Raw genomic sequence first — 19,511 nt, 5'->3', positions numbered from 1 at the left:
AAGAAAGTTGAGACGCTTAACTGGGTGCCTTATAAGCTGATTACGCCTGAAGATTGCCAAAACTTCTCTGCTGAGAATGCAGGATAATTTCTGATTCAGAAATAACGTTTACCTCTCCTGTTGTTCACATGAAATAAATGACCGCATCTGACAAAAACGGACATGCGCGCGAGTTCAGGACCGCTTTAATTAAAAACGGAAAGCTGGCGTGCATATATTGTCAGTTTGCGGTTCTGATGTGTTCTCTCTTTATTCCTTTCAGCTGACATCGCGATTAGCTCAAAATGGTTTTCCGCTCAGATTTGGCCATCTAAGAAAATTTCCCACAACGCTTCTACCGCCCGGGACATCCTCGCTGCGGGTCTGAACAGCCGGATCTCTATGGGTATCCAGAGTGCGCTCTCCTTATTAGATGCTACGGCAATCGATCCAGCATCAACATCCGGCGCTGCCAGTGTTTCCGGCAGCCATGCGATGCCGTCTCCGGCTTTGACCATGGCGAGTAAGGTGGCAGCAAGATCGGCCGTGAAAGCAATATCCATTCCGCGTCTGGCCCGGTTAACCTGTGAGGTATTAGACAGGATGCGGCCCAGGCCGGATTCAGCAGAATAGGAGAGGAAAGGAAACTTTTTACCGCCTGACGCATGGAATATAGGCTCACGCGTTGTCGGATCGCATCGTGAATACGGCTGTAAAACTTCCCGTCCAAGCCGGACGCTGAGATATTTCGACTGATCGAGATGGATGTGCATATGAGGATGGTAATAAGAAAGCAGAAATTGCGCGTCACCTTTCTCAATCATGCGTTCGCAGGCACTTAATGAGTCTGATAACAGTCGAAAAGATCCGAAGCGGGCAATTTTTTCGTTGTTACGCATCAGTGCCGGAAAAAAAGAAAATGACAGCGCGTGCGTGGCGGAAAAAATAACATCCGGTCGGGCTTCTCCTGCGGCCTCGATAGATTCACTTCTCAGGGTATAAAGCGCACGAATAAGTTCCGGCACCTGCCTGACGAAAACCTCTCCGGCCCGGGTCAGGCTGACGCCCCGACGATTTCTTTCAAAAATTGGCGTGCCAAGCCACTCTTCTAGCGAGACGATTCTGCGGCTGAATGCAGGCTGTGTCACATATCGTGAAGCTGCCGCACGGGAAAAATTGAGTGATTGCGCCAGCGCAATACAGTCTTCAAGCCAGGTTAACTCCAGGTGATGCCGATTTTGCATTACAGGCTGCCTCTTTGGCATTAGAACGGAACCCATGTACTGCTTAGGATAATAGCAGACAGAACAATCAGGTCCCTTAACACTACGCTACTTCATTGTGCCGATGAATGCCGATAAACAGATGGCATGACATAACTGATTACGTAGGTATTTTAGTAAAACAGTCTTTGACTGAGAACTACCGGAGAGATCATGCGCATCCTTGATGTTGTAGAAATTACCAAACCCATTGCTTCCCCTATTCGTAACGCGTACATCGATTTCAGCAAGATGACGACAAGCCTGGTCGCCGTTGTGACAGATGTTGAAGTCGACGGGCGCCGTGTAGTGGGATACGGCTTTAACTCTAACGGCCGTTATGGCCAGGGTGGCCTGATCCGGGAACGCTTCCGCGATCGCATTCTTGAAGCCGATCCCGAAAGCCTGCTGAATGCCAAAGGTAACAATCTGGATCCGCACAAAGTCTGGGCCGTGATGATGAGCAACGAAAAACCTGGCGGTCATGGCGAGCGTTCAGTTGCAGTGGGAACCCTGGACATGGCCATCTGGGATGCAACGGCAAAAATTGCAAACAAGCCGCTGTTCCGCCTGCTGGCCGAAATGAAGGGCGTTGAGGCTAATCCGCGCGTCTTCGTCTATGCGGCTGGGGGGTTACTACTATCCGGGTAAAGACCTTGGCGCACTGCGACAGGAAATGCGCGGCTACCTGAACCGCGGCTATAACGTTGTGAAAATGAAAATCGGTGGTGCCTCTCTGGACGAAGACCGCCGCCGTATTGAGGCCGTACTCGAAGAAATCGGCAGCGAAGCGCGCCTCGCCGTTGATGCTAATGGTCGCTTTGATCTGGAAACCGGTATTGCCTACGCAAAAATGCTGCGTGAATATCCGCTCTTTTGGTACGAAGAGGTTGGCGATCCGCTCGATTATTCTCTGCAGGCAGCCCTGTCGGAGTTCTATCCAGGCGCAATGGCAACGGGCGAAAACCTCTTTTCACATCAGGACGCGCGAAACCTGCTGCGTTATGGCGGTATGCGTCCGGATCGCGACTATCTGCAATTTGACTGCGCGCTCTCCTATGGGCTGGTTGAGTATCTACGCACACTGGATGTGCTGGAGCAGTTTGGCTGGTCACCGTCACGCTGCATACCTCATGGCGGCCATCAGATGTCCCTGAATATCGCCGCCGGCCTCGGTCTGGGTGGTAACGAAAGCTATCCCGATCTGTTCCAGCCTTACGGCGGTTTCCCTGACTCGGTGAAAGTTGAAGATGGCCATATTATTATGCCGGAACTGCCGGGTATCGGATTCGAAGGCAAATCAGACCTTATTAAAGAGATGCGGGCGCTGGCTGAATAAGTTTTCGCTTACATTACGGTATGTTTAATGTCACTGCGCCCCTCGTTAAGCCGAGGGGTTGCGGAAAAATATCAATCTCTTAATTAACCTGACGCCTCAGGAAGAATAAATTTATCTGAATCTGAGAGGAGAGGGCGTTATTTAACTGGCTAACGGTAGCATTATTAATGATTTCTGGATGAAGGGCTGACTTTGATTCAGGCACAACATCTTCTTGTGGGTATATCAGCTAACCGTTGAATTATCGACATTCAGATATTCTTTACGGATTAAATATAAACTGGAAATTATTATAAATATCAATCGTTTCGAACCACTCATGAGTCCTGGCGCCTTGCCTGTTTATCCGCGCCTTTAGCTTTCAGACTGCTCATTTCTCCGTTACATCCTACGGGTAATGAATAAAACATTTTGACTGATATTCAGATGGATTTGAAATCAGCATTTCTTCCCCCTGCCACAGTGTTAAATGAGGAAGTTATCATGAGTGAGAAAACTCTCAAGGGTAATGTGCTTATCGGAAATAAACGCTGGACAATCATATTACCTGCCGTATTCATCATGTATACCATTTCATTTTTTGATCGGGTGAATATAGGCATGGCGCTGCCCCATATAACAGCTGAAATGGGCCTGAGTCCTGTTAAAGCCGGCTGGCTTGGCGGTGCCTTTGCCTGGGGTTACGTCGCCACGCAATTTACCGCAGGATGGCTGGCTCTCCGTTTTGGATCACGGAAAATAATCGGCATCAGCCTGTTTCTGTTTGGGGCCTGCGCAATGCTTACCGGCCTGACGCGTAACTTCGGTGAACTGGTAGCGATCCGTTTCTTACTGGGCATCGCTGAAGGTCCAATTCAGGCCGCTACGGCCATGTTCCTGGCCCAGTGGTTTATGAAGCCTGAGCGGGGGCGTGCATTCGGAATCTGGAATCTTAGCCTGGGTGCGGGCGCGTTTCTGGCCGGTCCGATATCTGGCTGGATCCTTGCACATCATAACTGGCGCATGATGATGGTGATTGAAGGTGCTCCGGCCTGGCTGTTCTGCATCATCTGGTTTTATCTGGTTCCTAAAAGTATTCAGGCTGCTAGCTGGCTGAGTGCCGAAGATCGGGATTATATCCAGAAAGACCTGGCCGCTGAGCAGTCAAACTACAGGAATGAGAAATCCGATCCCTGGTGGACCATTCTCAAAATACCGGCCCTCTGGCTGATGCTGATCGGCTACTCCCTGCATAGCATGCTCGCTTACGGTTTTACGCTCTGGCTGCCGACAGCTCTCAAAGGATATGGCACGATCAGTGAATTTATGGTCGGTCTTATCAGCGGGATGCCATTCCTGATGACGATGCTGGGCATCTGGTATATCACCCGGCGTTCAGATAAGTACAACCAGGAGCGACGACTGCATGCAGCTATTCCTACCGTCCTCTGTGGTGTGGCATTACTGGCTGCCGCTTTTGTGCCGCTGGAATATTACTGGGCTCAGATAGGATTGTTCATGTTTGTCGGCCTGACAATGAAGATGCTGGTGCCACTGGTTTACGTCAGGCTGACTGAAATTCTCCCGACAAAGAAAGCAGTCCCTGCGGTGGCTTTTGTCGGCGCATGCAGCAACTTCATTGGACAGTTTGGCGGCCCCCCTTGTTGCCGGATACCTCAAGCATCTGGGTGGCGGTAGTGATATGACGCTGGCATGGGGTGTTCTGGGGCTGTTCTCTATTGTGGGCGGCGTGCTGTTTGCCCTTGCCGTGGGACGTGAGGAACGCATCCGGGACTTCAGCAAGGCATTCTCTGTGTCTTCACACAGAGCAGTATCAACACGTCAATAATAAAGCGAATCTTCACACGGGCATCGGTCGCCCGATCGGGCAGGATGCGCGGAGCACCATTAAGTACTCTTGTGCACCTGTGGAATTATCATGCTCATCCCCGGCGTGTATCTCTCTCAATACCTGACTGTAACAGCCCGTACTTCACGGGCTTCAGAATGCCTACAATCCCACCAGCGTGATATGTTTCTTTATTGTCAGCGCTTTATACAACGCTTTTGCCAGCGTGCCTGGTTCCACACCTGATTGAGCGCCCTCGGAATCGGTCCAGAACGATTTGATGCGCAGTATGGTGTTGATACTCGTTACGCGTTCCATTTCCAGTACGGCCAGCACAGGATGGCGCATTTCGCCATGTTCCTCTGTTGCGTCCGCCTGGATCACTGCGGCGCGGGATGCCTGACTGTCAAAGATAACGTGGCAGCGTACGCCGTTCAGGTTGAGTATGCCGATAACTTCATACAGGCACTGAACAGCCTCTGCACTGTAGGATGCGGGCACAACAAACATAACAGATCCTTCTGAAGTGAAATTTAATGAGCAGCCAGCATAGGCGAACTGTAATCAGAGGAGAAGTTACTGTTTTTGAATGAAAAATGTAGAGTTCTAAGGTTACGATAACGCGCGTTATTTTCACTCCAGTTTTCGCTGGTACTATCAATAACTGACGTGTAACCCGATCATGGCGGTGGGGTGCGGATTTGACTTAAGGAAAGGCCCGCAGGTGGCAGTTTAATCGTTCCAGTGGGGAATGTATTTATCTGTACGCGCGACGCGTTAGCTGTGTGTTTCAGCCACTTAACAGGATGAACATCAGATTAAGTTTAAGATTTTTCGCGCTCTTCAATCGCTCATCTCTCAATCCTGCCGTCACGTCTAACCGGAGGCCATCAGTATGACATCAGGTGCTGACTCATATACTGTTGTTATCCGTGTAGCAGACCAGTCAGTATGGGTATCAGCTATGTGCCCGGTTTTGTCGTACGTGAATCTTTGGATTCGGGGCAACGGAAAGAGGTATTGCCCGGTTACTGTACCAGGCAGGGGTATTTCTCGGCACTCTGGCCGGCAAGCCGCTATCTCTCATCGAGAATACACTGCTTTATCGTTTTTATTGCTGAGTCAGGCCTGTCTCTGTAATCCGTATCGGGAAGTTAATGCTTTCTGAAATCGTATGCACTTTTATGCTTAATTCAAAATCATAAACGTCCGTTTCTGGCATAGAGCAGAGCATTGCCCGTTATATGCAAAAAGCGGATGTTACGTTTATTTGCCTTTGTTAGATTATTAAGAGTTATTTATATTATATGAAGATATTCAATTGGTGCTCATTGAGTAACCTTTTGCTATCGACTAATTCTAAAGCTATAAGTTCTTTATACATTAGGTAAGGCATCATTGGGCTCTTATATACAAAACCCATCCTCATTAAATCAAAGGCGTTGCCAGAAATTCCGGTCGCTGTTCGGCCAGCAATGTAAACCCGGCCAATTCCGGATATCGCTCACGGCTGACGGTATCCGGCAGCATCAATTCTGTAAAACTCCAGGCCGCTGCGATGCTGATACCGGCCACGGACAGCATGTCAGGATGACTTTCCCGCAGCCCGTTCTCCAGCGTCTGCCAGGCACCATGCAGTTGTTGAGTTACGCGATCCACCCAGGGCTGATGCTGTTTTTCTTCCGGCCTGAGACGCTGTTCGTACACAATCTGCACCGCTTTTTCGCAGGCTGCCAGGGCGAAGCCGGTAAGATGCAGATCCCGGCGTTCTTCCGCTCCGGACGCTGATGTAGGTGCAGGCGAATGACCGCAATATTTCTCAAGGTAATGAATAATTAGTGTGGAATCGATCAGCACCTGATTATCATCTGTGATAAGCGTTGGAACTTTAACGGCCGGGTTAATTTTCGTTAAGGCATCAAAATCGCCGAATACCGAAAGCGGGCGATGCTCGAATTGAATACCCAATACTTTCATGTAAATAGCAACCCGTCTGACATAGGGTGAATCCAGCATTCCGATCAGGATCATGGCTCTACCTCATATTATGTTGATTAACAAAATCAATTACCTGTGCGGCGACTGGCAAGGGGGGCATCTTCCATTAAAAAAGTGTCCGGCCTGTTCAAAGATATGCAGCGTGGAAGAGACGATGTCGCGCTGCAAACGCCTTGCATACTCAACGGGTTGCCATTCATCTTCGGCGCCCCATAAAATCTGTACTGGCAGCCGGAGTTGCGGCAATTTTTCTGCAAAGTCACTGGTGTAACATTCATTATAGTGCGCAACCTGATGCTGATAAAATGAAGGCTGCCCTACCACACCACAAAGCGGTGCAAGATAATTTTCCAGCCGCTGCTCTGTCATAAGATGCTTATTAAAAACAGCCATCTTTAACTGGCGACTCATCGCGCGGTAATGCTCAGTGGCGGGAATCAGCGCATAATCCGCATAGTTATCCCGCATATCTCTCCATGTGGGCGAAGGCCAGGAATCGTAGCTGGGAATATCGGCAATCGTAAGCGTCTTCAGAAGGGATGGGTTGTCGAACGCCAGTCTGAGTGAAATGGCCCCGCCGATATCGTGACCAAAAAGATCTGTTTTTCGAGCTGCCAGTGTTCAAGCAGCTTTATCAGATAACCCACTTGTCCAGCAACCGAGGTATCAGCCGTCAAAGGGCGCTCTGACGCGCCAAACCCAGCCAGGTCATACAGATGAACGTGAAAACCCGCATCGACAAATACCGGCACCAGTGACTGCCAGATTATGGAGTGTGCGGGCGTGCCATGAACCAGCACCAGAGGTGTTCCTGAACCATGGACTCCGGTCGCAATGCGACAACCATTTATCAGAACGTCGTCATTCAGTAATGGGTTATTAGCGGGCATCGGCTTTCTCCGTTGTGTTTGTTTCAGTCAGGCTATCCGTTGACTGAATATGACACCAGTGACATTATTTCCCGCTGCAATCCTACTTTTGTCATACAAAAATGAATAAACGACTCTCCGTTGACTCACTCAGAGTGTTCCGGACCGTGCTGCAAACGGGCAATATGAGTAAGGCCGCATTATTCCTCAACCTGAGCCAGTCCGCTGTAAGCTGGAAGCTCAGACGGCTTGAGGATCAACTTCAATGCCAGCTACTAACGCGTATCGCCGGAAAAGCTGTTCCGACAGAAAAGGGCAGCGTTCTGCTGCAACATGCGGAAAAAATACTTACTGAACACGATCATGCCGTGGCCTATTTTTCACCTTCGGCGCTGCGTGGCAAGCTGCGAATCGGGGTCACTGAACACATCTCAATGACTGAAATATGCGGGGTGATTTCAACCTTCACTCACCACCATCCAGAGGTGGATATACAACTGGTGGTGGAGCAAAGTCATCTCCTGCGTCAGCATTTTTCTGAAGGAAGTCTGGAGATCATTTTACATCAGGATTTCACGGGCACGGCATCGACGGAAGATAAGGTATTGTGGAGTGAAAAATTATACTGGTATGCAACGCCTGCCTGGCGACATGACTCGGATAAGAGCCTGAAGCTTATTACCTGGGGACCGGATTGCTATTACCGTAACCTGGCTGAGGAGAAACTTCGCCAGGCAAACATTCCATTTGCTGTGATGCTGGAGTGTCCTTCAGTAACAGGTATGCTTGCGGCGATAACCACCGGGCTGGGTGTGGGAATACTCAATCAATACAGCGTTGATAAAGCGATTTTTAGCATGCCTGAACTTGAGAAATTGATGCCTCTGCCGTCGGTTGATTGCCTGCTACGCCTGAATAAACACCGCGTTAATCCAGCAAGCGAAGCCTTCTGCGAGATGCTGATCAGGCTGATGCATAAAGATTGAAAGTGAAGTGGCTGCAATTAATCGATGAATACACCGCGTTGTAATAAATATCTGCGTCTGGCACAAAGCCGACAAACAACAAGGCTGTTGCATCTGTTGTGAGCGCAAATAGAAGCCCCCATATGATTACATCACCCGAATCAGGATCCGTTATTTTCTCACAGGCAACAACGCTGCATTCAAAATGAAGATCGTGAACATATCGCCTGCCCGGGTGTGATCCCCGTCTGCCTTTGAAACATGGCAATAAACGACGACGCGCTGTTATAGCCAACTTCGAAGGCTACACTTTCCACTTTTCCACCTTTTTCCAGCAGGTGCATGGCTTTTACCACGCGCATCCGCTGACGCCACTCGTTCAGCGGCATACCCAGTGCCTCCTGACATTTCCGGTTAAGCGTTCTTATTGTCGTCCCTGATGAAGAAGCCAGTTCTGCCAGCGGAGTATCATCCGCCAGAGTTTTTTCGAGTTTTTCCAGAATCCCCTTGAGCAGTGGATCATCAGTGTAGGGCAGAAAATTTTTATAGCGCTGTGCGCTTTTCAACTGGTCACGGAGCACGTCGAGGAGCCGATGGTTTTCCTCAGAAAGCGGCGACAGAAGAGGATGCAGCCGGAGATGTTCAAGCAGGGCAATCGTAAGAGGATTTACCTGCAGTGTGCAGGGCACTTCAGGCATGCCCAGGCAGAGTTCAGGCATCAGGTAAAGTGAACAGTGGGTAGCAGAGTAGCGGTTCAGCCCTTCATGTACGACGCCCGGCGGCAGCCAGATACCATAGTTAGCCGGGGCAGTGAGGTGATCGCCTTCCAGCCTGACTTCCATAACTCCGCTGAAGGAAAAGACAAACTCACCCCAGGGGTGCGAGTGCACGGGATAGGTAGCCCCGGCGGGCATGTCAGCTACCCTGAACCATGCCGGGCCGGGTAGTTCACGTGTGAAGGGGGGAGAAATAAGCTTTTTTGTTTAGCATGACTGAACCCGATTGATTCCTGTATTTTCCTGCTGTTTTACACTACAGGATGTCCTTTTCACACTATATGCTCTATCCGCGTCACTGCCATACTGAATTTTTTCAGGAGGCAGAGATGACGTTCAGGCGAAAAAATGCGGATCTGCGCGCAAGCGCAATAATGACGGTGCTCTGCATCATATGGGGAGTACAGCAGGTCGCTATCAAAGGCGTGGCAGAAGAAATTTCGCCCGTGTTACAGGTAGCTCTCCGCTCCGGCATTGCCGCTCTGCTTGTGCTGTTCGTAATGACCTGCAAAAAAGAGTCGCTGCGTCAGTCCCGCCCTTATCTGATGGCTGGATGTGTGGTCGGGCAGCTGTTTGCACTGGAGTTCCTGTTTGTTGCTGAGGGGCTCCGCTATACCTCTGCCTCCCATATGGCGGTTTTTCTCTATACTGCGCCTGCCTTTGCCGCTGTCGGTCTGCAGCTTTTTCATCCTGATGAGCGGCTCATGCCTGCACAATGGGGAGGCATCGTTGTTGCGTTCCTCGGCATTGCGGTGGCGTTTCTGTCCGGGAGCAGCAGCACCAACGACACAGTGAGAATGCTGACCGGAGATGTGATGGGCCTGCTGGCTGGACTGGCATGGGGAGCCACCACTGTCGTGGTGCGCTGTACTGCGCTGAGCCAGGCACCGGCAACACATACGCTGTTTTATCAGCTCGCAGGTGCCTGCGTTTTACTCTTTCTATACGCATTGTTCAGCGGACAGCTTCATTTCAGGCCTGGAGTCACCGGAAGCCTGAGCCTGCTTTTCCAGATTTTTATTGTCGGGTTTGCCAGCTACCTGACCTGGTTCAGCCTGATGAAAACCTATCTGGCCTCACAGCTCGGCGTATTGTCGTTTATGACGCCGATTTTCGGTGTCCTTGCGGGAATGCTGTTTCTCGACGAGCAGCCTCAGCCTGGCTTCATCTGGGGCACGCTGCTTATCCTGAGTGGAATCGTTATTGTCAGCGGTTGGCCGTGGTTAATCACTAAGATGGACCGGTCTGCTGCGCGTCGTCGTCGGTCAAAGAAGAGAAATCCTTGAAAGTTCTAATCGTTTTTGCCCACCCGGAATCGCAGTCGTTTTACGGCGTACTTAAAAATACCGCTGTAAAGACAATTTTATGGCGTGGATGGCAGATAATACGTCGCAGGAAAACAGAGAGGCCTGTCTGGAGCAGTGGGCTACCCGGTTGCGGCACATTGAGCAGAAAGCGTCATTGTTCTTTCATCCGCGGGAAGATTACAGCGACGAGCAACGGCTACGCCCGGGTATCGAGGCAAAGACAGGTTTTCAGTGGAATCCCCCGGCAGGCCAGACACATGACGCTGCGTACACGAATAACCTGAAAAAATAAGGCAATAGTGGTCGTTAGCCGCTGGAAAGAATTGAACAGCTTCGGGCAATTCTGGCACCTGACCGCCAGCCACTGAGGGACTTTCCGCTATGAGTGAGGAGCGGACTTCCATCCGCTCTCAGATCTCAGAAAGTGTGTCTTTGAAAAAAGACAATTAAGACCCCCAGGGGATTGAGCCTTAATAGAACTCGGTTTCATGACATCTGCTTTAAAATTCGGTTGATGTTGGCAGCCAGATATTTCTCATCCACAGGCTGCTGAGTAATCAAAATTCTGAACCAGACAGGTGCAATCAGCGTCTCAAGTATGATTCTGCGTTGTCCCTTATAGCCAGCTTCGCCACGAAGGACTGCCTGTTCAAACATCACCTCGGCCTGCTGAAACCTTTGCTCCCAGACATCCCGAATCGCAGTATCAACCATGTCGTCACCTGACGAGCTGGCGCTGATCGCGGCTTGTATCAATTTCCTTCCCTCTGATGAAGAAAGCATACTGGTTATCATCTTTAAAAATTCGTACAAATCAGAATGCAGGCTGCCACTATCTGGAATTGTAACCATGCTTTCAGCGGTAGTTCTGAATACCTCGGCAATTAGTCTTGCTCTGTCAGGCCACCGGCGATAGACCGTCGAAGCATTTACCCCGGCAATTTGCGCCACGTTGCGGTGCGTTAAGGCATTTGCTCCTTCTTCCAGCAGTACTTGTCTGGCAGCCTGCAGCACTGCCTCTCTGACTTTTGCACTACGCCCACCTGTTCTCTCTGTTACTGCGTCGAGTGATTCATTTTCTTTAGTTGTTGCTCTCATCGCGATCAAAGCCTAAGATTTAACGCAACACCTGTTGCTTTAATAGGATGACATGAAAATACACTGCCTGCAAACCGGAGATGTTCAGATTAAATACCGTCATCAACTCGCACGTTACGAGGCTCGTCCTGCCCGGGTTGTAGATATTCTGATAGACAAAGAGTGGAGTCCTCGTCTCCCGATTGGATGCTGGCTTATTGAACACCCGGAAGGGCTTATCTTAGTGGATACTGGTGAAAGCTCACATGCGAATGATCCTGGCTATCAACCCTGGTGGCACCCATTTATGCAGAGATGTGAGAGAAGGTGGGTCAAACCTGAAGAAGAAGTTAACGCGAGAATTCAGTCCCTGGGATTTAATCCCCGGGATGTGAGATGGGTAATAATGACGCATATGCACGGCGATCATGCTGGAGGGATCGGGCATTTTCCTGGTAGCGAGATAATCCTGAGCAAAAAAAGAGGCGCATGACGCCCTTGCATGGAATGGGCCAGTGCAGGGTTTCCTTAACATGCATTACCCCAAATGGCTTAAACCGACCATCACTACCCATGATGACGGTCCGTTTGAAAGCTTTGACAGAAGCATGGCGGTAACGAAAGACGGCGCGGTGAGAATCGTTCCAACCCCGGGACATACTCTTGGGCACCAGTCCGTAGTGGTCGATGCTGGCTCTCACTATATAATGATTGCCGGGGATGCTTCATACCGGGAAAGCTATATGCTGGAAGGCCGCATTGATGGTGTTGCAGTTGATGCAACGTTACATCATGACTCAACGCGCAGAATGCGCGAATTATGTAAACGTAAACCAACAATTACCCAGTTCGCCCACGATTTTGACAGTGCAAAACGCCTGGAAGAGAAAATATTCACTCTTGTCAGCGAATAGTAGATGTCTCATGTGGCTTAGTATCAAAAATGCAAATGTTATATGAGCACGTCCGCTATGAGCGAAAAGCGGACATCCTGCTTATGCCCTTATCATTGTGCCAAATAAGGAAAGAATTTTTTATGTGGTTATTGAAGTCATGCCATTAAACAATCTTACGGCCATTGAACAGACATCATAACCTTCTATGTTTGATAATACTGCCAGAGTATAGGCTGCTTCCTGTGAGCGCACAAAATATGTTTCTCTTCCAAATGTAGAACCCTGATGACAATAAAATTGTCCTGATTTATCCTCGTCCAGTTCAATGCCAAAGCAGTATGAAATATGATCTTCAATCATAATGTTGGTGTCAGTAATCAGGGGGGAGTGGGGTAAGCATTTTTCTTATCAACTCCTTTCCTCCGACCAGGCCCGAAGAAAAGTTCAGGCCCCATTTCATTAAATCATTAGCGGATGAGTGCACAAGGCCTGCTCCGGTAACGCCCCATGGGCTGCGAACAGGAAAAAATATATTGTTATCTTTTTCTTGATATCCGCTTACAGATTCCTTCTCCATAGAGACTCCATCAGAAACAAAGGAATCATGCATATCCAGGGGTAAAAATATTTCCCTTTTAACAAAATCCGGATAGCTTAATCCTGAGGCCTTTTCAACTATTTGGGCAAGTAAAATATATCCAGTGTTACTATACTCGTGCCTGGTTCCGGGATAGAAATTTAAATTTTTCCTTTTGCTAATTCCTTTAATTATATCCTCATTTTTAAATGTTGAATAATAATCAATGCCATTATCTTCAGCAATATCAAAAAGACAAGGAAGTCCAGAGGTGTGATAAATTAAGTTCTCAAGTGTTATATTTTTTTGGGAGAGTTTAACTTCTGGAATGAAATCGAGGAGATAGTCATTTAAATGCAGTAATCCGTATTTCTCCAGGAGAAGAATGCTGAATGCTGTAAACTGCTTTGATACTGAAGCAAGATCGAATATGCTATTTTTATTGATAGCCACACCCGTCAGTATATCTTCAACACCCATTATGAACTCGATAGTTCTGCCATCATCAAATTGCATAAGTGCAATAGCACCGGGCCTGTTAAAAGATGAGTTAGTCATGATAATCCATCAAATCTGTTAATTTTATTAATTATTAATAGGTGCGCAAGAATAGTCAATGCGATTTTTTCAAAGAAATAATTACTCCTTCCTTGTAGTCTTCCTGAGTCGCGCTTGTCATACAAGTGTGGTTAATAGAGAATTAATAATCGCCTTAAAGACCATTAAGTGTAAAGCTTTTATAGCTCCAGAACCGCAAACTTCTGAGGCTCGCGCGCGGTTTTCTGGTTATGCAATGTTCTGATTTTTGCATCTGGGACGAAGCAGACACGCTAAAGGTTTAATATGTCCGCCAGAGCGAAAGGCGGACATAACTTTCAAGACAGGAACTCATAATTGCACTAACTCTGTCCGGGTCGAATTCGAATATCACTCAATGAACAGTGCGAATTTTTTCATAACGGACAGCTCACATCACCTTCAGGACAGTTAAGCATGTCTTTCAGTTCTTTGGTACGTTGTTCGGTTTTTGCCTTGAGGCATAGCCCGAAATTCATTGAACTAATGGAACCGTCACGCGATGCAAAAGTCTGAGACTGACAATCAGCATCACGATATTCAATCCATTTTCTCTGGGCTTTCCGAAAAAGTGCTGTCTGTTCTCCAGCGGTGGATTTCAGTACCTGCTGGTAGGTTGAATTCAATTCCTTATCAGCTTTCTTGTAATCTGCACTTGCGCACTGGTTCATTTCAAGCTGGGTATCTGCATTGTTACAGTCTGCTGCCCAGACCTGAGATACTGGCCAGAGGAGCAGTGAAGCAAGAATCAGTTTTTTCATAAATATTCCATTAATATGATTAATTAACGTTTAATTTGACACACCAGATACAGGTTAATGGCAATGGAGGTTGCTGGTTTTCTGGATATTTTATTTCGATTTTATCTGGTAATGATCGGCTTTTCATCTATTTTTACACGCATAAGTGCATAGGGTTTCTGGCGCATATCTTTATTCATATGAAACACCGGCTGGCGATGCAGCTGATTTACAATAAAGTACAGATAGCCATCATGGCCGACAGAAAGTGTGTCCGGCCATAAAATATCAGGCCCATGAACAATAGTTGACCATACTCCATTTTTATCCATTTTCCTGACTGAGTTTCGCTCATAATCACCAGCGTAGATATTTCCTGCGGCATCGGATTCAAGACCATCGGAGGCACCTTTTTCGCCCAAATCCCTGACAGAAGCAGACAGCTCCTTCTCACTGATATCCGGATCTCTAAGTTTCGCTGTGTCCACCGAATACAGGTGACGCCCTGACAGAGGGCTGTAATAAAGTGTTTTACCGTCTGAAGACAATGCAATACCGTCAGATGCAACGCTAAAAGGAGTGGTTGAACCGTCCGCATGACGTTGTAAAAGGGTTTCACCTTCAACAACAGGCACAAAACCTTTCTCAGGAGAAGTGGTTAGATCGCCGGTCAGACGACGTACCGCGCTTCCTGAGTAAAGATCAACTACTATGATGCCACCCGTTCCGGAAAGCGATGAGTCGGTGATGTAGGCTATACCGGATTTACCAGCGCGATAATCAATGCGAACGTCGTTAACATAGGTTGCTGGTAACACAACGTTTTCAGATAAAACGATGGTTTTAACGACTTTGTTTGTGTTCAGGTCAATTGCAACAAGTTTAGCTCCGCCAGCAATAGGTTTTGAGAACCCTGGCGATGCTGTGTCTAACACCCAGAGTTTTCCTCTGCCATCAGCAACAACGCTTTGAACGCTCAGAAAGCTTTTACCAGGGTTATTTATATCCGCGATATTGATAACCGAATTCGGATAAGGAACAACGGCCCCTCTGTTAATCTCTGCGACAGTAAAAGGGACATCATCTCCCCATCGCGGAAAACTTACAAAAATACGGCCGGTTTCGGTCACCGTCACGCCTGTAGGCATAGCATGCCAAAACGTTGCGACTACTTCTGCTTTGCCTGTAGATTTATCTCTCGTAAGCTGAATGTTTTTTTTTGCCAGATCCGACTGTCCGGCCGAAGTGGCCGCGCAGAAGCAGCTGAGTAAAATAACGCTAGTGAGTACTATTTTTTTATTCAGTAGCAAACCATAACTCCCGTAACATATATTCTGTAGATTTAAATAATGGATTGAATGCCCCTCATAGAGGGGCTTTTTTGATCAAGAAACAGGATCGTAATAGGCTACACTTGCTTCATCAAGATACTCCAGAATTGCAGCAGGCAGTCGTTCAGTTGGCTTAGCTGCTCCAAAAATCTTGTACAGAGTTTCGAAGTGAGCATGTAAGTCTTCCACGCTTTTCCACTGTTCGTTCAGGAAGAACAATCTGGGGTCGTGAACGTTCTTATGCCACTGATAGACAACGGGTTTATCCTGCTGAAGCGTCGCATCCTGGCTGACTTTCGCTACTTTTTCATAAAACTCAGTAACTTTATTCTCTTTAATTTTTCCACTAAAGACCAGATATAACATTTTTTTACCTTTATGGTTTGCATGGTACGGTTAACTAAATTTTTCTGCCCGGCAGAAAATCTCAGTCAGTTTTTTTAACCTTAAATAGTTAAGGTTAAATTCTTTTTTTTAATCTTTAATTCAGTTAGAATCCTTCCAGAACAATTTTCCCTTTTGCTGTTCCAGCCTCAATAACTGCATGAGCCCTGCGTAAATTTTCAGCGTTGATAGTTCCATAATTTTCGCCCAGCGTTGAGCTGATAATGCCTTTATCCAGAAGATTACTTACATCCGACAATATTTCATTCTGACGCTGCATATCGGCTGTATTGAACATGGAGCGGGTAAACATCAGCTCCCAGTGGAGGGAGATTGATTTGTTTTTAAGTGGCATGGCATCAAGCATATCAGGATCATCAATGACAGCGAGTCTGCCCTGAGGAGCCATTACGTCGATTATCTGTTCATAATGCGTATCGGTGTGCGTCAGGCTGGCTACATAACGCACGTCCAAAATACCCAAAGCTTTCAGCTGCGGACCAAACGGTTTGGTATGGTCGATAATATGATGGGCGCCAAGTGACTTAATCCATTCAGCTGTTTCGCTGCGAGAGCTGGTGCCTACTACCGTAAGCTGGGTCAGACTAGTGGCAAGCTGAGTAAGGATTGAGCCGACGCCGCCCCCGGCTCCGATAATAAGCAATACGTCGTTTATGCCTGTTTTTACTTCAAGGCGATCAAACAGCAATTCCCAGGCTGTGAGTGAGGTCAGGGGTAACGCTGCCGCAGCGGCCATTGAAAGAGAGGCAGCTTTAGGGCCAGCAATCTTTTCATCAACCAGCCCATACTCAGCATATGATCCGGCTCGCAGGATGGAACCCGCATAGTAAACTTCGTCACCCGGTTTGAACATGGTCACATCTTCACCAACAGCCTCCACGATACCAGCAGCATCCCAGCCAAGGATCCGCGGTTCTGTCACGGAGACGTTACGGCGAACTTTCGTATCTACAGGGTTTACAGCGATTGCCTGAATTCTGACAAGAAGATCAGACCTGCCCGGCTCGGGTTTTGGAAGAATGGTTTCGTAAAGTGAGTCAGTGTTACTGATAGGTAATTGATTATCTTTATATACAATTGCTTTCATATCGCCTTTCCGGGTATTTAGTTGTATTGATTGCTTATCTGACAGGCAAATCTTAAATGAACCTTTCCTACACAAAAAGAGACTTAATAGAGTAAGATTTACACTCCAGGAGTGTAAATCCGCTCGTGGTTTTTCGTTATACGTGGTTAAAGGTTGAAGAAGGTATGCGCAATGTTAAGGATTGAGGATGTCAGAATGTTTGTGCGAGCCACGCAACTGGAAAGCTTCTCCAGTGTAGCCAGAGAGGCCGGTTTACTACCTGCACAGGTCAGTGCGGCTATATCGAGACTGGAAAAAGAGCTCGGCGTCAGCCTTTTTTGTGCGCACTACCCGAACGATAAGATTAACAAAGGAAGGAAACACGTATCTTCCCTATGCCAATGAAATGCTTGAGGTGATTAAGGCGGGTAGAGAAAGCCTTGATAGTCATTCAGGTGTTCTGAAGGGGCTAATAAAGATTTCGATGCCGTCCGATATCGGCAGAAGTACACTTCTACCGATAATTTCATCGTTTTGTAAAAAGCATACCGGTATTTCTGTACAGCTTATATTCACCGACGCTGTGAGTGATATACACCGGGACCCTGTTGATGTTGCTGTGCGCTACGGTATTCTTCCGGACAAGAGTTATGTCGCCTTGCCACTGGCTGATTACAACAGACGTATCCTGGTCGCATCCCCCCGATTATCTTGAACGTCATGGAGAACCGCATTCGCTCGAGGAGGTCCCCAGCAGGGACTGCATTCTGTTTACCCTGAATGGTCATCCTTATGGGACATGGTCTTTTTATGATAAGGGTAAAAAAACATTCCATATCAGTAAAAAGCCGTTTTGTCTGTAATGACTCCGAAACCACACGCAGGCTTGCTCTTGAGGGAGTGGGGATTGGGTACAAGTCCTGGCTGGACGTTCATGCAGACATTGATCGAAAAGCCCTCGTTCCGGTTCTTCCGCATTTTAAAGGAGAAAGTAATCCTCTGAGCTTTATCTGCCCACACCGTAGTCAGCTAAATCCGGCCACCAGGTCATTATATTCAGAATTCAAATCTCACTTCGACAAACTCGCGCGCCACTTTACTCTAACTGACTAAATTTTGTATTTGCCTTAAAATAACAGCAGTTTTATCTGTCTGGCTTTACCCGATACATAACTGAAAATCTATATGCGTAATGTCCGCTTCTGGCACCAGGCGGACTTATCCCCATCTTCAGCTAACAACCTGAAACTGAAGCCTGCACCGTTAAGGTTATTTTAGCGACAGGGAAGTATCATCTGATGTCATAAACTGGCACTAAGGCTGAACAAGGCTGTTCTGACGGTCAATGTTAAAGCCAAACACACAAAACCCCAGTAAATCTTTTGCCTCATCCTCCACCCGCGTAATCATAACCAAATCGGTGCTACCGCCGGGCAGCTTTACCTCAAATGGAGGGTAAGGAAGACCTTTTGTCCTGAAATCCTGCAACCAAAGCAGCTTCTCAGCTTGAGACGGTATCACTTCAAAAATATGGCGATGGGTAATGTCCTGCATTGGCCAGCCAACCCGCGCTGCAAAGGTATCACTTGCGTCAACAATCATCAGTTCAGGGCTGAGAAAACAGATAGAGGTGTCAGGCGCAGCATACATCGATGAAATCTGATGCGCGCGCTGCTCAAGAGACATTCGTGCCACACGACTATGAAATTTGCGGCCAGAGCCAGCGGTGAGAAAATTATGTGTTTCTTCAGCCGGGATCGGCCTGCTGAATAAGTAGCCTTGTGCATAAGCGCAGCCGATACCCCGCAACATCTCAGCTTGTTCCTCTGTTTCAACACCCTCAGCAATGACGTCCATATCCAGGCTGCGGCCCAAACCGACTACGCTGGAGATAATTTTCCGGCTATCCTTTTTCTGAAGCATTGAACGAATAAAACTGCCATCAATCTTAATCGTGCTGGCGGGAAGCTGGATAAGCCAGGCAAGGCTTGAACAGCCGGTGCCAAAGTCATCCATAGCAATCATACAACCCATTTCAGACAATGCTTCGAGTTCTGCATGAGCCGTCTCTATATCATCGATCAATGCTGTCTCGGTGATTTCTATCCTGAGCCGTGAAAGGCTGAACTGATAACGTTCAGCCAGTTTTCTTAAAATTTCGGGAAGGTGCTTACCGTTCAGTTGTGAAGGAGAAACGTTTAAAGACAGAAACTGGTGTTCTGGCCAGGTGCTCGCTGTCATGAATCCCTGAGCGGCCAGACTTGTCATCAGCTCATTGAGTAACCCATGATGTTCCATAGCCGGAATGAACTCAGCCGGAGATACGATAATCCCTTCGGGCAAAATACGCCGTGCCAGCAATTCAAAACCTACTACGCGCTGATCCTCAAGTGAGACTATCGGCTGAAAAAAAGGTTTAAACTCGCCCGATTTAATTAGCTGCTGATAAGTTGCACGAGCATCAGCATCTTTCAATTTTTCATTCATTTAAATATCCTGAAACGTATTTCTGTAAGGCAT

Annotated in this window: 19 protein-coding genes and 3 pseudogenes; 10 read left to right on the top strand and 12 right to left on the bottom strand. The window is 47.7% G+C overall.

The genetic code is table 11. The features are described from left to right. Nucleotides 1-296 precede the first annotated feature (296 nt). Nucleotides 297-1,223, bottom strand: a complete 927-nt coding sequence (locus tag JNO11_RS21585) for a LysR family transcriptional regulator (protein ID WP_325178058.1) — start codon at nucleotides 1,221-1,223, stop codon at nucleotides 297-299. Nucleotides 1,224-1,415: 192 nt separating this feature from the next. On the opposite strand from JNO11_RS21585, the pseudogene JNO11_RS21580 reads away from it, so the two are divergent. Next, a pseudogene (locus tag JNO11_RS21580) lies at nucleotides 1,416-2,580 on the top strand (mandelate racemase/muconate lactonizing enzyme family protein). A gap of 411 nt (nucleotides 2,581-2,991) precedes the next feature. Continuing rightward, on the top strand, nucleotides 2,992-4,257 hold the full coding sequence (locus JNO11_RS21575) for an MFS transporter (RefSeq protein ID WP_325177891.1): 1,266 nt from the start codon (nucleotides 2,992-2,994) through the stop codon (nucleotides 4,255-4,257). A gap of 313 nt (nucleotides 4,258-4,570) precedes the next feature. On the opposite strand, the gene JNO11_RS21570 is transcribed toward JNO11_RS21575, so the two are convergent. Then, nucleotides 4,571-4,918, bottom strand: coding sequence for a hypothetical protein (locus tag JNO11_RS21570; RefSeq protein WP_010247026.1), 348 nt, complete (start codon nucleotides 4,916-4,918; stop codon nucleotides 4,571-4,573). Between the two features lie 441 nt (nucleotides 4,919-5,359). On the opposite strand from JNO11_RS21570, the pseudogene JNO11_RS21565 reads away from it, so the two are divergent. Then, nucleotides 5,360-5,548, top strand: a pseudogene (locus tag JNO11_RS21565) (LysR family transcriptional regulator); the annotation flags it as partial. A gap of 288 nt (nucleotides 5,549-5,836) precedes the next feature. Here JNO11_RS21565 and JNO11_RS21560 read toward each other — a convergent pair. Together JNO11_RS21560 and JNO11_RS21555 are read right to left on the bottom strand one after the other, a co-directional pair. Further along, the gene (locus tag JNO11_RS21560) at nucleotides 5,837-6,439 is read right to left on the bottom strand and encodes a glutathione S-transferase (protein WP_325177890.1); all 603 of its coding nucleotides are present in this window, start codon (nucleotides 6,437-6,439) and stop codon (nucleotides 5,837-5,839) included. A 36-nt stretch (nucleotides 6,440-6,475) separates the two neighbouring features. Further along, a pseudogene (locus JNO11_RS21555) lies at nucleotides 6,476-7,296 on the bottom strand (alpha/beta hydrolase). 101 nt (nucleotides 7,297-7,397) lie between these two features. Here JNO11_RS21555 and JNO11_RS21550 point away from each other — a divergent pair. Further along, complete coding sequence (locus JNO11_RS21550; RefSeq protein WP_325177889.1) at nucleotides 7,398-8,261, top strand: LysR family transcriptional regulator; 864 nt, start codon at nucleotides 7,398-7,400, stop codon at nucleotides 8,259-8,261. A gap of 179 nt (nucleotides 8,262-8,440) precedes the next feature. Here the strand turns inward: JNO11_RS21550 and JNO11_RS21545 are convergent, their stop codons facing one another. After that, on the bottom strand, nucleotides 8,441-8,938 hold the full coding sequence (locus JNO11_RS21545; RefSeq protein ID WP_325177888.1) for a helix-turn-helix domain-containing protein: 498 nt from the start codon (nucleotides 8,936-8,938) through the stop codon (nucleotides 8,441-8,443). Nucleotides 8,939-9,345: 407 nt separating this feature from the next. Here JNO11_RS21545 and JNO11_RS21540 point away from each other — a divergent pair, with 407 nt between their 5' ends. Together JNO11_RS21540 and JNO11_RS21535 are read left to right on the top strand one after the other, a co-directional pair. Beyond that, on the top strand, nucleotides 9,346-10,302 hold the full coding sequence (locus tag JNO11_RS21540; RefSeq protein ID WP_325177887.1) for a DMT family transporter: 957 nt from the start codon (nucleotides 9,346-9,348) through the stop codon (nucleotides 10,300-10,302). 79 nt (nucleotides 10,303-10,381) lie between these two features. Further along, nucleotides 10,382-10,615 (top strand): hypothetical protein, encoded by a 234-nt coding sequence (locus JNO11_RS21535; protein ID WP_325177886.1) that lies wholly within the window; start codon nucleotides 10,382-10,384, stop codon nucleotides 10,613-10,615. 194 nt (nucleotides 10,616-10,809) lie between these two features. Here JNO11_RS21535 and JNO11_RS21530 read toward each other — a convergent pair whose 3' ends face one another. Next, on the bottom strand, nucleotides 10,810-11,421 hold the full coding sequence (locus JNO11_RS21530) for a TetR/AcrR family transcriptional regulator C-terminal ligand-binding domain-containing protein (protein ID WP_325177885.1): 612 nt from the start codon (nucleotides 11,419-11,421) through the stop codon (nucleotides 10,810-10,812). A gap of 512 nt (nucleotides 11,422-11,933) precedes the next feature. Between JNO11_RS21530 and JNO11_RS21525 the strand changes: the two genes are divergently transcribed. Further along, nucleotides 11,934-12,314: an MBL fold metallo-hydrolase gene (locus JNO11_RS21525; protein ID WP_325177884.1), complete on the top strand. Its 381-nt coding sequence runs from the start codon at nucleotides 11,934-11,936 to the stop codon at nucleotides 12,312-12,314. A gap of 352 nt (nucleotides 12,315-12,666) precedes the next feature. On the opposite strand, the gene JNO11_RS21520 is transcribed toward JNO11_RS21525, so the two are convergent. The 5 genes from JNO11_RS21520 to JNO11_RS21500 form a co-directional block, all read right to left on the bottom strand. Continuing rightward, nucleotides 12,667-13,431, bottom strand: coding sequence for a serine hydrolase (locus JNO11_RS21520; RefSeq protein ID WP_325177883.1), 765 nt, complete (start codon nucleotides 13,429-13,431; stop codon nucleotides 12,667-12,669). Between the two features lie 395 nt (nucleotides 13,432-13,826). Then, complete coding sequence (locus JNO11_RS21515) at nucleotides 13,827-14,210, bottom strand: lysozyme inhibitor LprI family protein (protein WP_325177882.1); 384 nt, start codon at nucleotides 14,208-14,210, stop codon at nucleotides 13,827-13,829. A gap of 101 nt (nucleotides 14,211-14,311) precedes the next feature. After that, entirely contained in the window at nucleotides 14,312-15,499 is a 1,188-nt protein-coding gene (locus JNO11_RS21510) for a major royal jelly family protein (RefSeq protein WP_238697640.1), read from the bottom strand. A gap of 75 nt (nucleotides 15,500-15,574) precedes the next feature. Then, on the bottom strand, nucleotides 15,575-15,886 hold the full coding sequence (locus JNO11_RS21505) for an antibiotic biosynthesis monooxygenase (RefSeq protein ID WP_061703181.1): 312 nt from the start codon (nucleotides 15,884-15,886) through the stop codon (nucleotides 15,575-15,577). Between the two features lie 124 nt (nucleotides 15,887-16,010). Next, nucleotides 16,011-17,012, bottom strand: a complete 1,002-nt coding sequence (locus JNO11_RS21500; protein ID WP_325177881.1) for a zinc-binding alcohol dehydrogenase family protein — start codon at nucleotides 17,010-17,012, stop codon at nucleotides 16,011-16,013. Nucleotides 17,013-17,183: 171 nt separating this feature from the next. Between JNO11_RS21500 and JNO11_RS21495 the strand changes: the two genes are divergently transcribed. The 3 genes from JNO11_RS21495 (at nucleotide 17,184) to JNO11_RS21485 (ending at nucleotide 18,104) form a co-directional block, all read left to right on the top strand. Continuing rightward, nucleotides 17,184-17,396, top strand: a complete 213-nt coding sequence (locus tag JNO11_RS21495) for a LysR family transcriptional regulator (RefSeq protein WP_325177880.1) — start codon at nucleotides 17,184-17,186, stop codon at nucleotides 17,394-17,396. Between the two features lies 1 nt (nucleotide 17,397). Then, complete coding sequence (locus tag JNO11_RS21490; protein ID WP_346267505.1) at nucleotides 17,398-17,706, top strand: LysR substrate-binding domain-containing protein; 309 nt, start codon at nucleotides 17,398-17,400, stop codon at nucleotides 17,704-17,706. A 65-nt stretch (nucleotides 17,707-17,771) separates the two neighbouring features. Then, entirely contained in the window at nucleotides 17,772-18,104 is a 333-nt protein-coding gene (locus JNO11_RS21485; RefSeq protein ID WP_346267504.1) for a LysR substrate-binding domain-containing protein, read from the top strand. Nucleotides 18,105-18,305: 201 nt separating this feature from the next. On the opposite strand, the gene JNO11_RS21480 is transcribed toward JNO11_RS21485, so the two are convergent. Then, entirely contained in the window at nucleotides 18,306-19,478 is a 1,173-nt protein-coding gene (locus tag JNO11_RS21480; protein WP_325177879.1) for an EAL domain-containing protein, read from the bottom strand. Between the last annotated feature and the right edge of the window lie 33 nt (nucleotides 19,479-19,511).

Source organism: Pantoea sp. 1B4 (assembly GCF_016925765.1).
In the GTDB taxonomy this organism is placed as follows: Bacteria; Pseudomonadota; Gammaproteobacteria; order Enterobacterales; family Enterobacteriaceae; genus Pantoea; species Pantoea agglomerans.
Note: the sequence above shows the minus strand (reverse complement) of the source record. Positions and strands in the feature narration are given on the sequence as shown.

Excerpts from the sequence above, each read along its gene's own strand:
- JNO11_RS21585 (WP_325178058.1), bottom strand. The coding sequence starts at position 1,223 with ATGCAAAATCGGCATCACCTGGAGTTAACCTGGCTTGAAGACTGTATT.
- JNO11_RS21570 (WP_010247026.1), bottom strand. The coding sequence starts at position 4,918 with ATGTTTGTTGTGCCCGCATCCTACAGTGCAGAGGCTGTTCAGTGCCTG.
- JNO11_RS21560 (WP_325177890.1), bottom strand. The coding sequence starts at position 6,439 with ATGATCCTGATCGGAATGCTGGATTCACCCTATGTCAGACGGGTTGCT.
- JNO11_RS21550 (WP_325177889.1), top strand. The coding sequence starts at position 7,398 with ATGAATAAACGACTCTCCGTTGACTCACTCAGAGTGTTCCGGACCGTG.
- JNO11_RS21545 (WP_325177888.1), bottom strand. The coding sequence starts at position 8,938 with ATGCCTGAAGTGCCCTGCACACTGCAGGTAAATCCTCTTACGATTGCC.
- JNO11_RS21540 (WP_325177887.1), top strand. The coding sequence starts at position 9,346 with ATGACGTTCAGGCGAAAAAATGCGGATCTGCGCGCAAGCGCAATAATG.
- JNO11_RS21535 (WP_325177886.1), top strand. The coding sequence starts at position 10,382 with ATGGCGTGGATGGCAGATAATACGTCGCAGGAAAACAGAGAGGCCTGT.
- JNO11_RS21530 (WP_325177885.1), bottom strand. The coding sequence starts at position 11,421 with ATGAGAGCAACAACTAAAGAAAATGAATCACTCGACGCAGTAACAGAG.
- JNO11_RS21525 (WP_325177884.1), top strand. The coding sequence starts at position 11,934 with ATGCATTACCCCAAATGGCTTAAACCGACCATCACTACCCATGATGAC.
- JNO11_RS21520 (WP_325177883.1), bottom strand. The coding sequence starts at position 13,431 with ATGACTAACTCATCTTTTAACAGGCCCGGTGCTATTGCACTTATGCAA.
- JNO11_RS21515 (WP_325177882.1), bottom strand. The coding sequence starts at position 14,210 with ATGAAAAAACTGATTCTTGCTTCACTGCTCCTCTGGCCAGTATCTCAG.
- JNO11_RS21505 (WP_061703181.1), bottom strand. The coding sequence starts at position 15,886 with ATGTTATATCTGGTCTTTAGTGGAAAAATTAAAGAGAATAAAGTTACT.
- JNO11_RS21500 (WP_325177881.1), bottom strand. The coding sequence starts at position 17,012 with ATGAAAGCAATTGTATATAAAGATAATCAATTACCTATCAGTAACACT.
- JNO11_RS21495 (WP_325177880.1), top strand. The coding sequence starts at position 17,184 with ATGTTAAGGATTGAGGATGTCAGAATGTTTGTGCGAGCCACGCAACTG.
- JNO11_RS21490 (WP_346267505.1), top strand. The coding sequence starts at position 17,398 with ATGCTTGAGGTGATTAAGGCGGGTAGAGAAAGCCTTGATAGTCATTCA.
- JNO11_RS21485 (WP_346267504.1), top strand. The coding sequence starts at position 17,772 with ATGGTCATCCTTATGGGACATGGTCTTTTTATGATAAGGGTAAAAAAA.
- JNO11_RS21480 (WP_325177879.1), bottom strand. The coding sequence starts at position 19,478 with ATGAATGAAAAATTGAAAGATGCTGATGCTCGTGCAACTTATCAGCAG.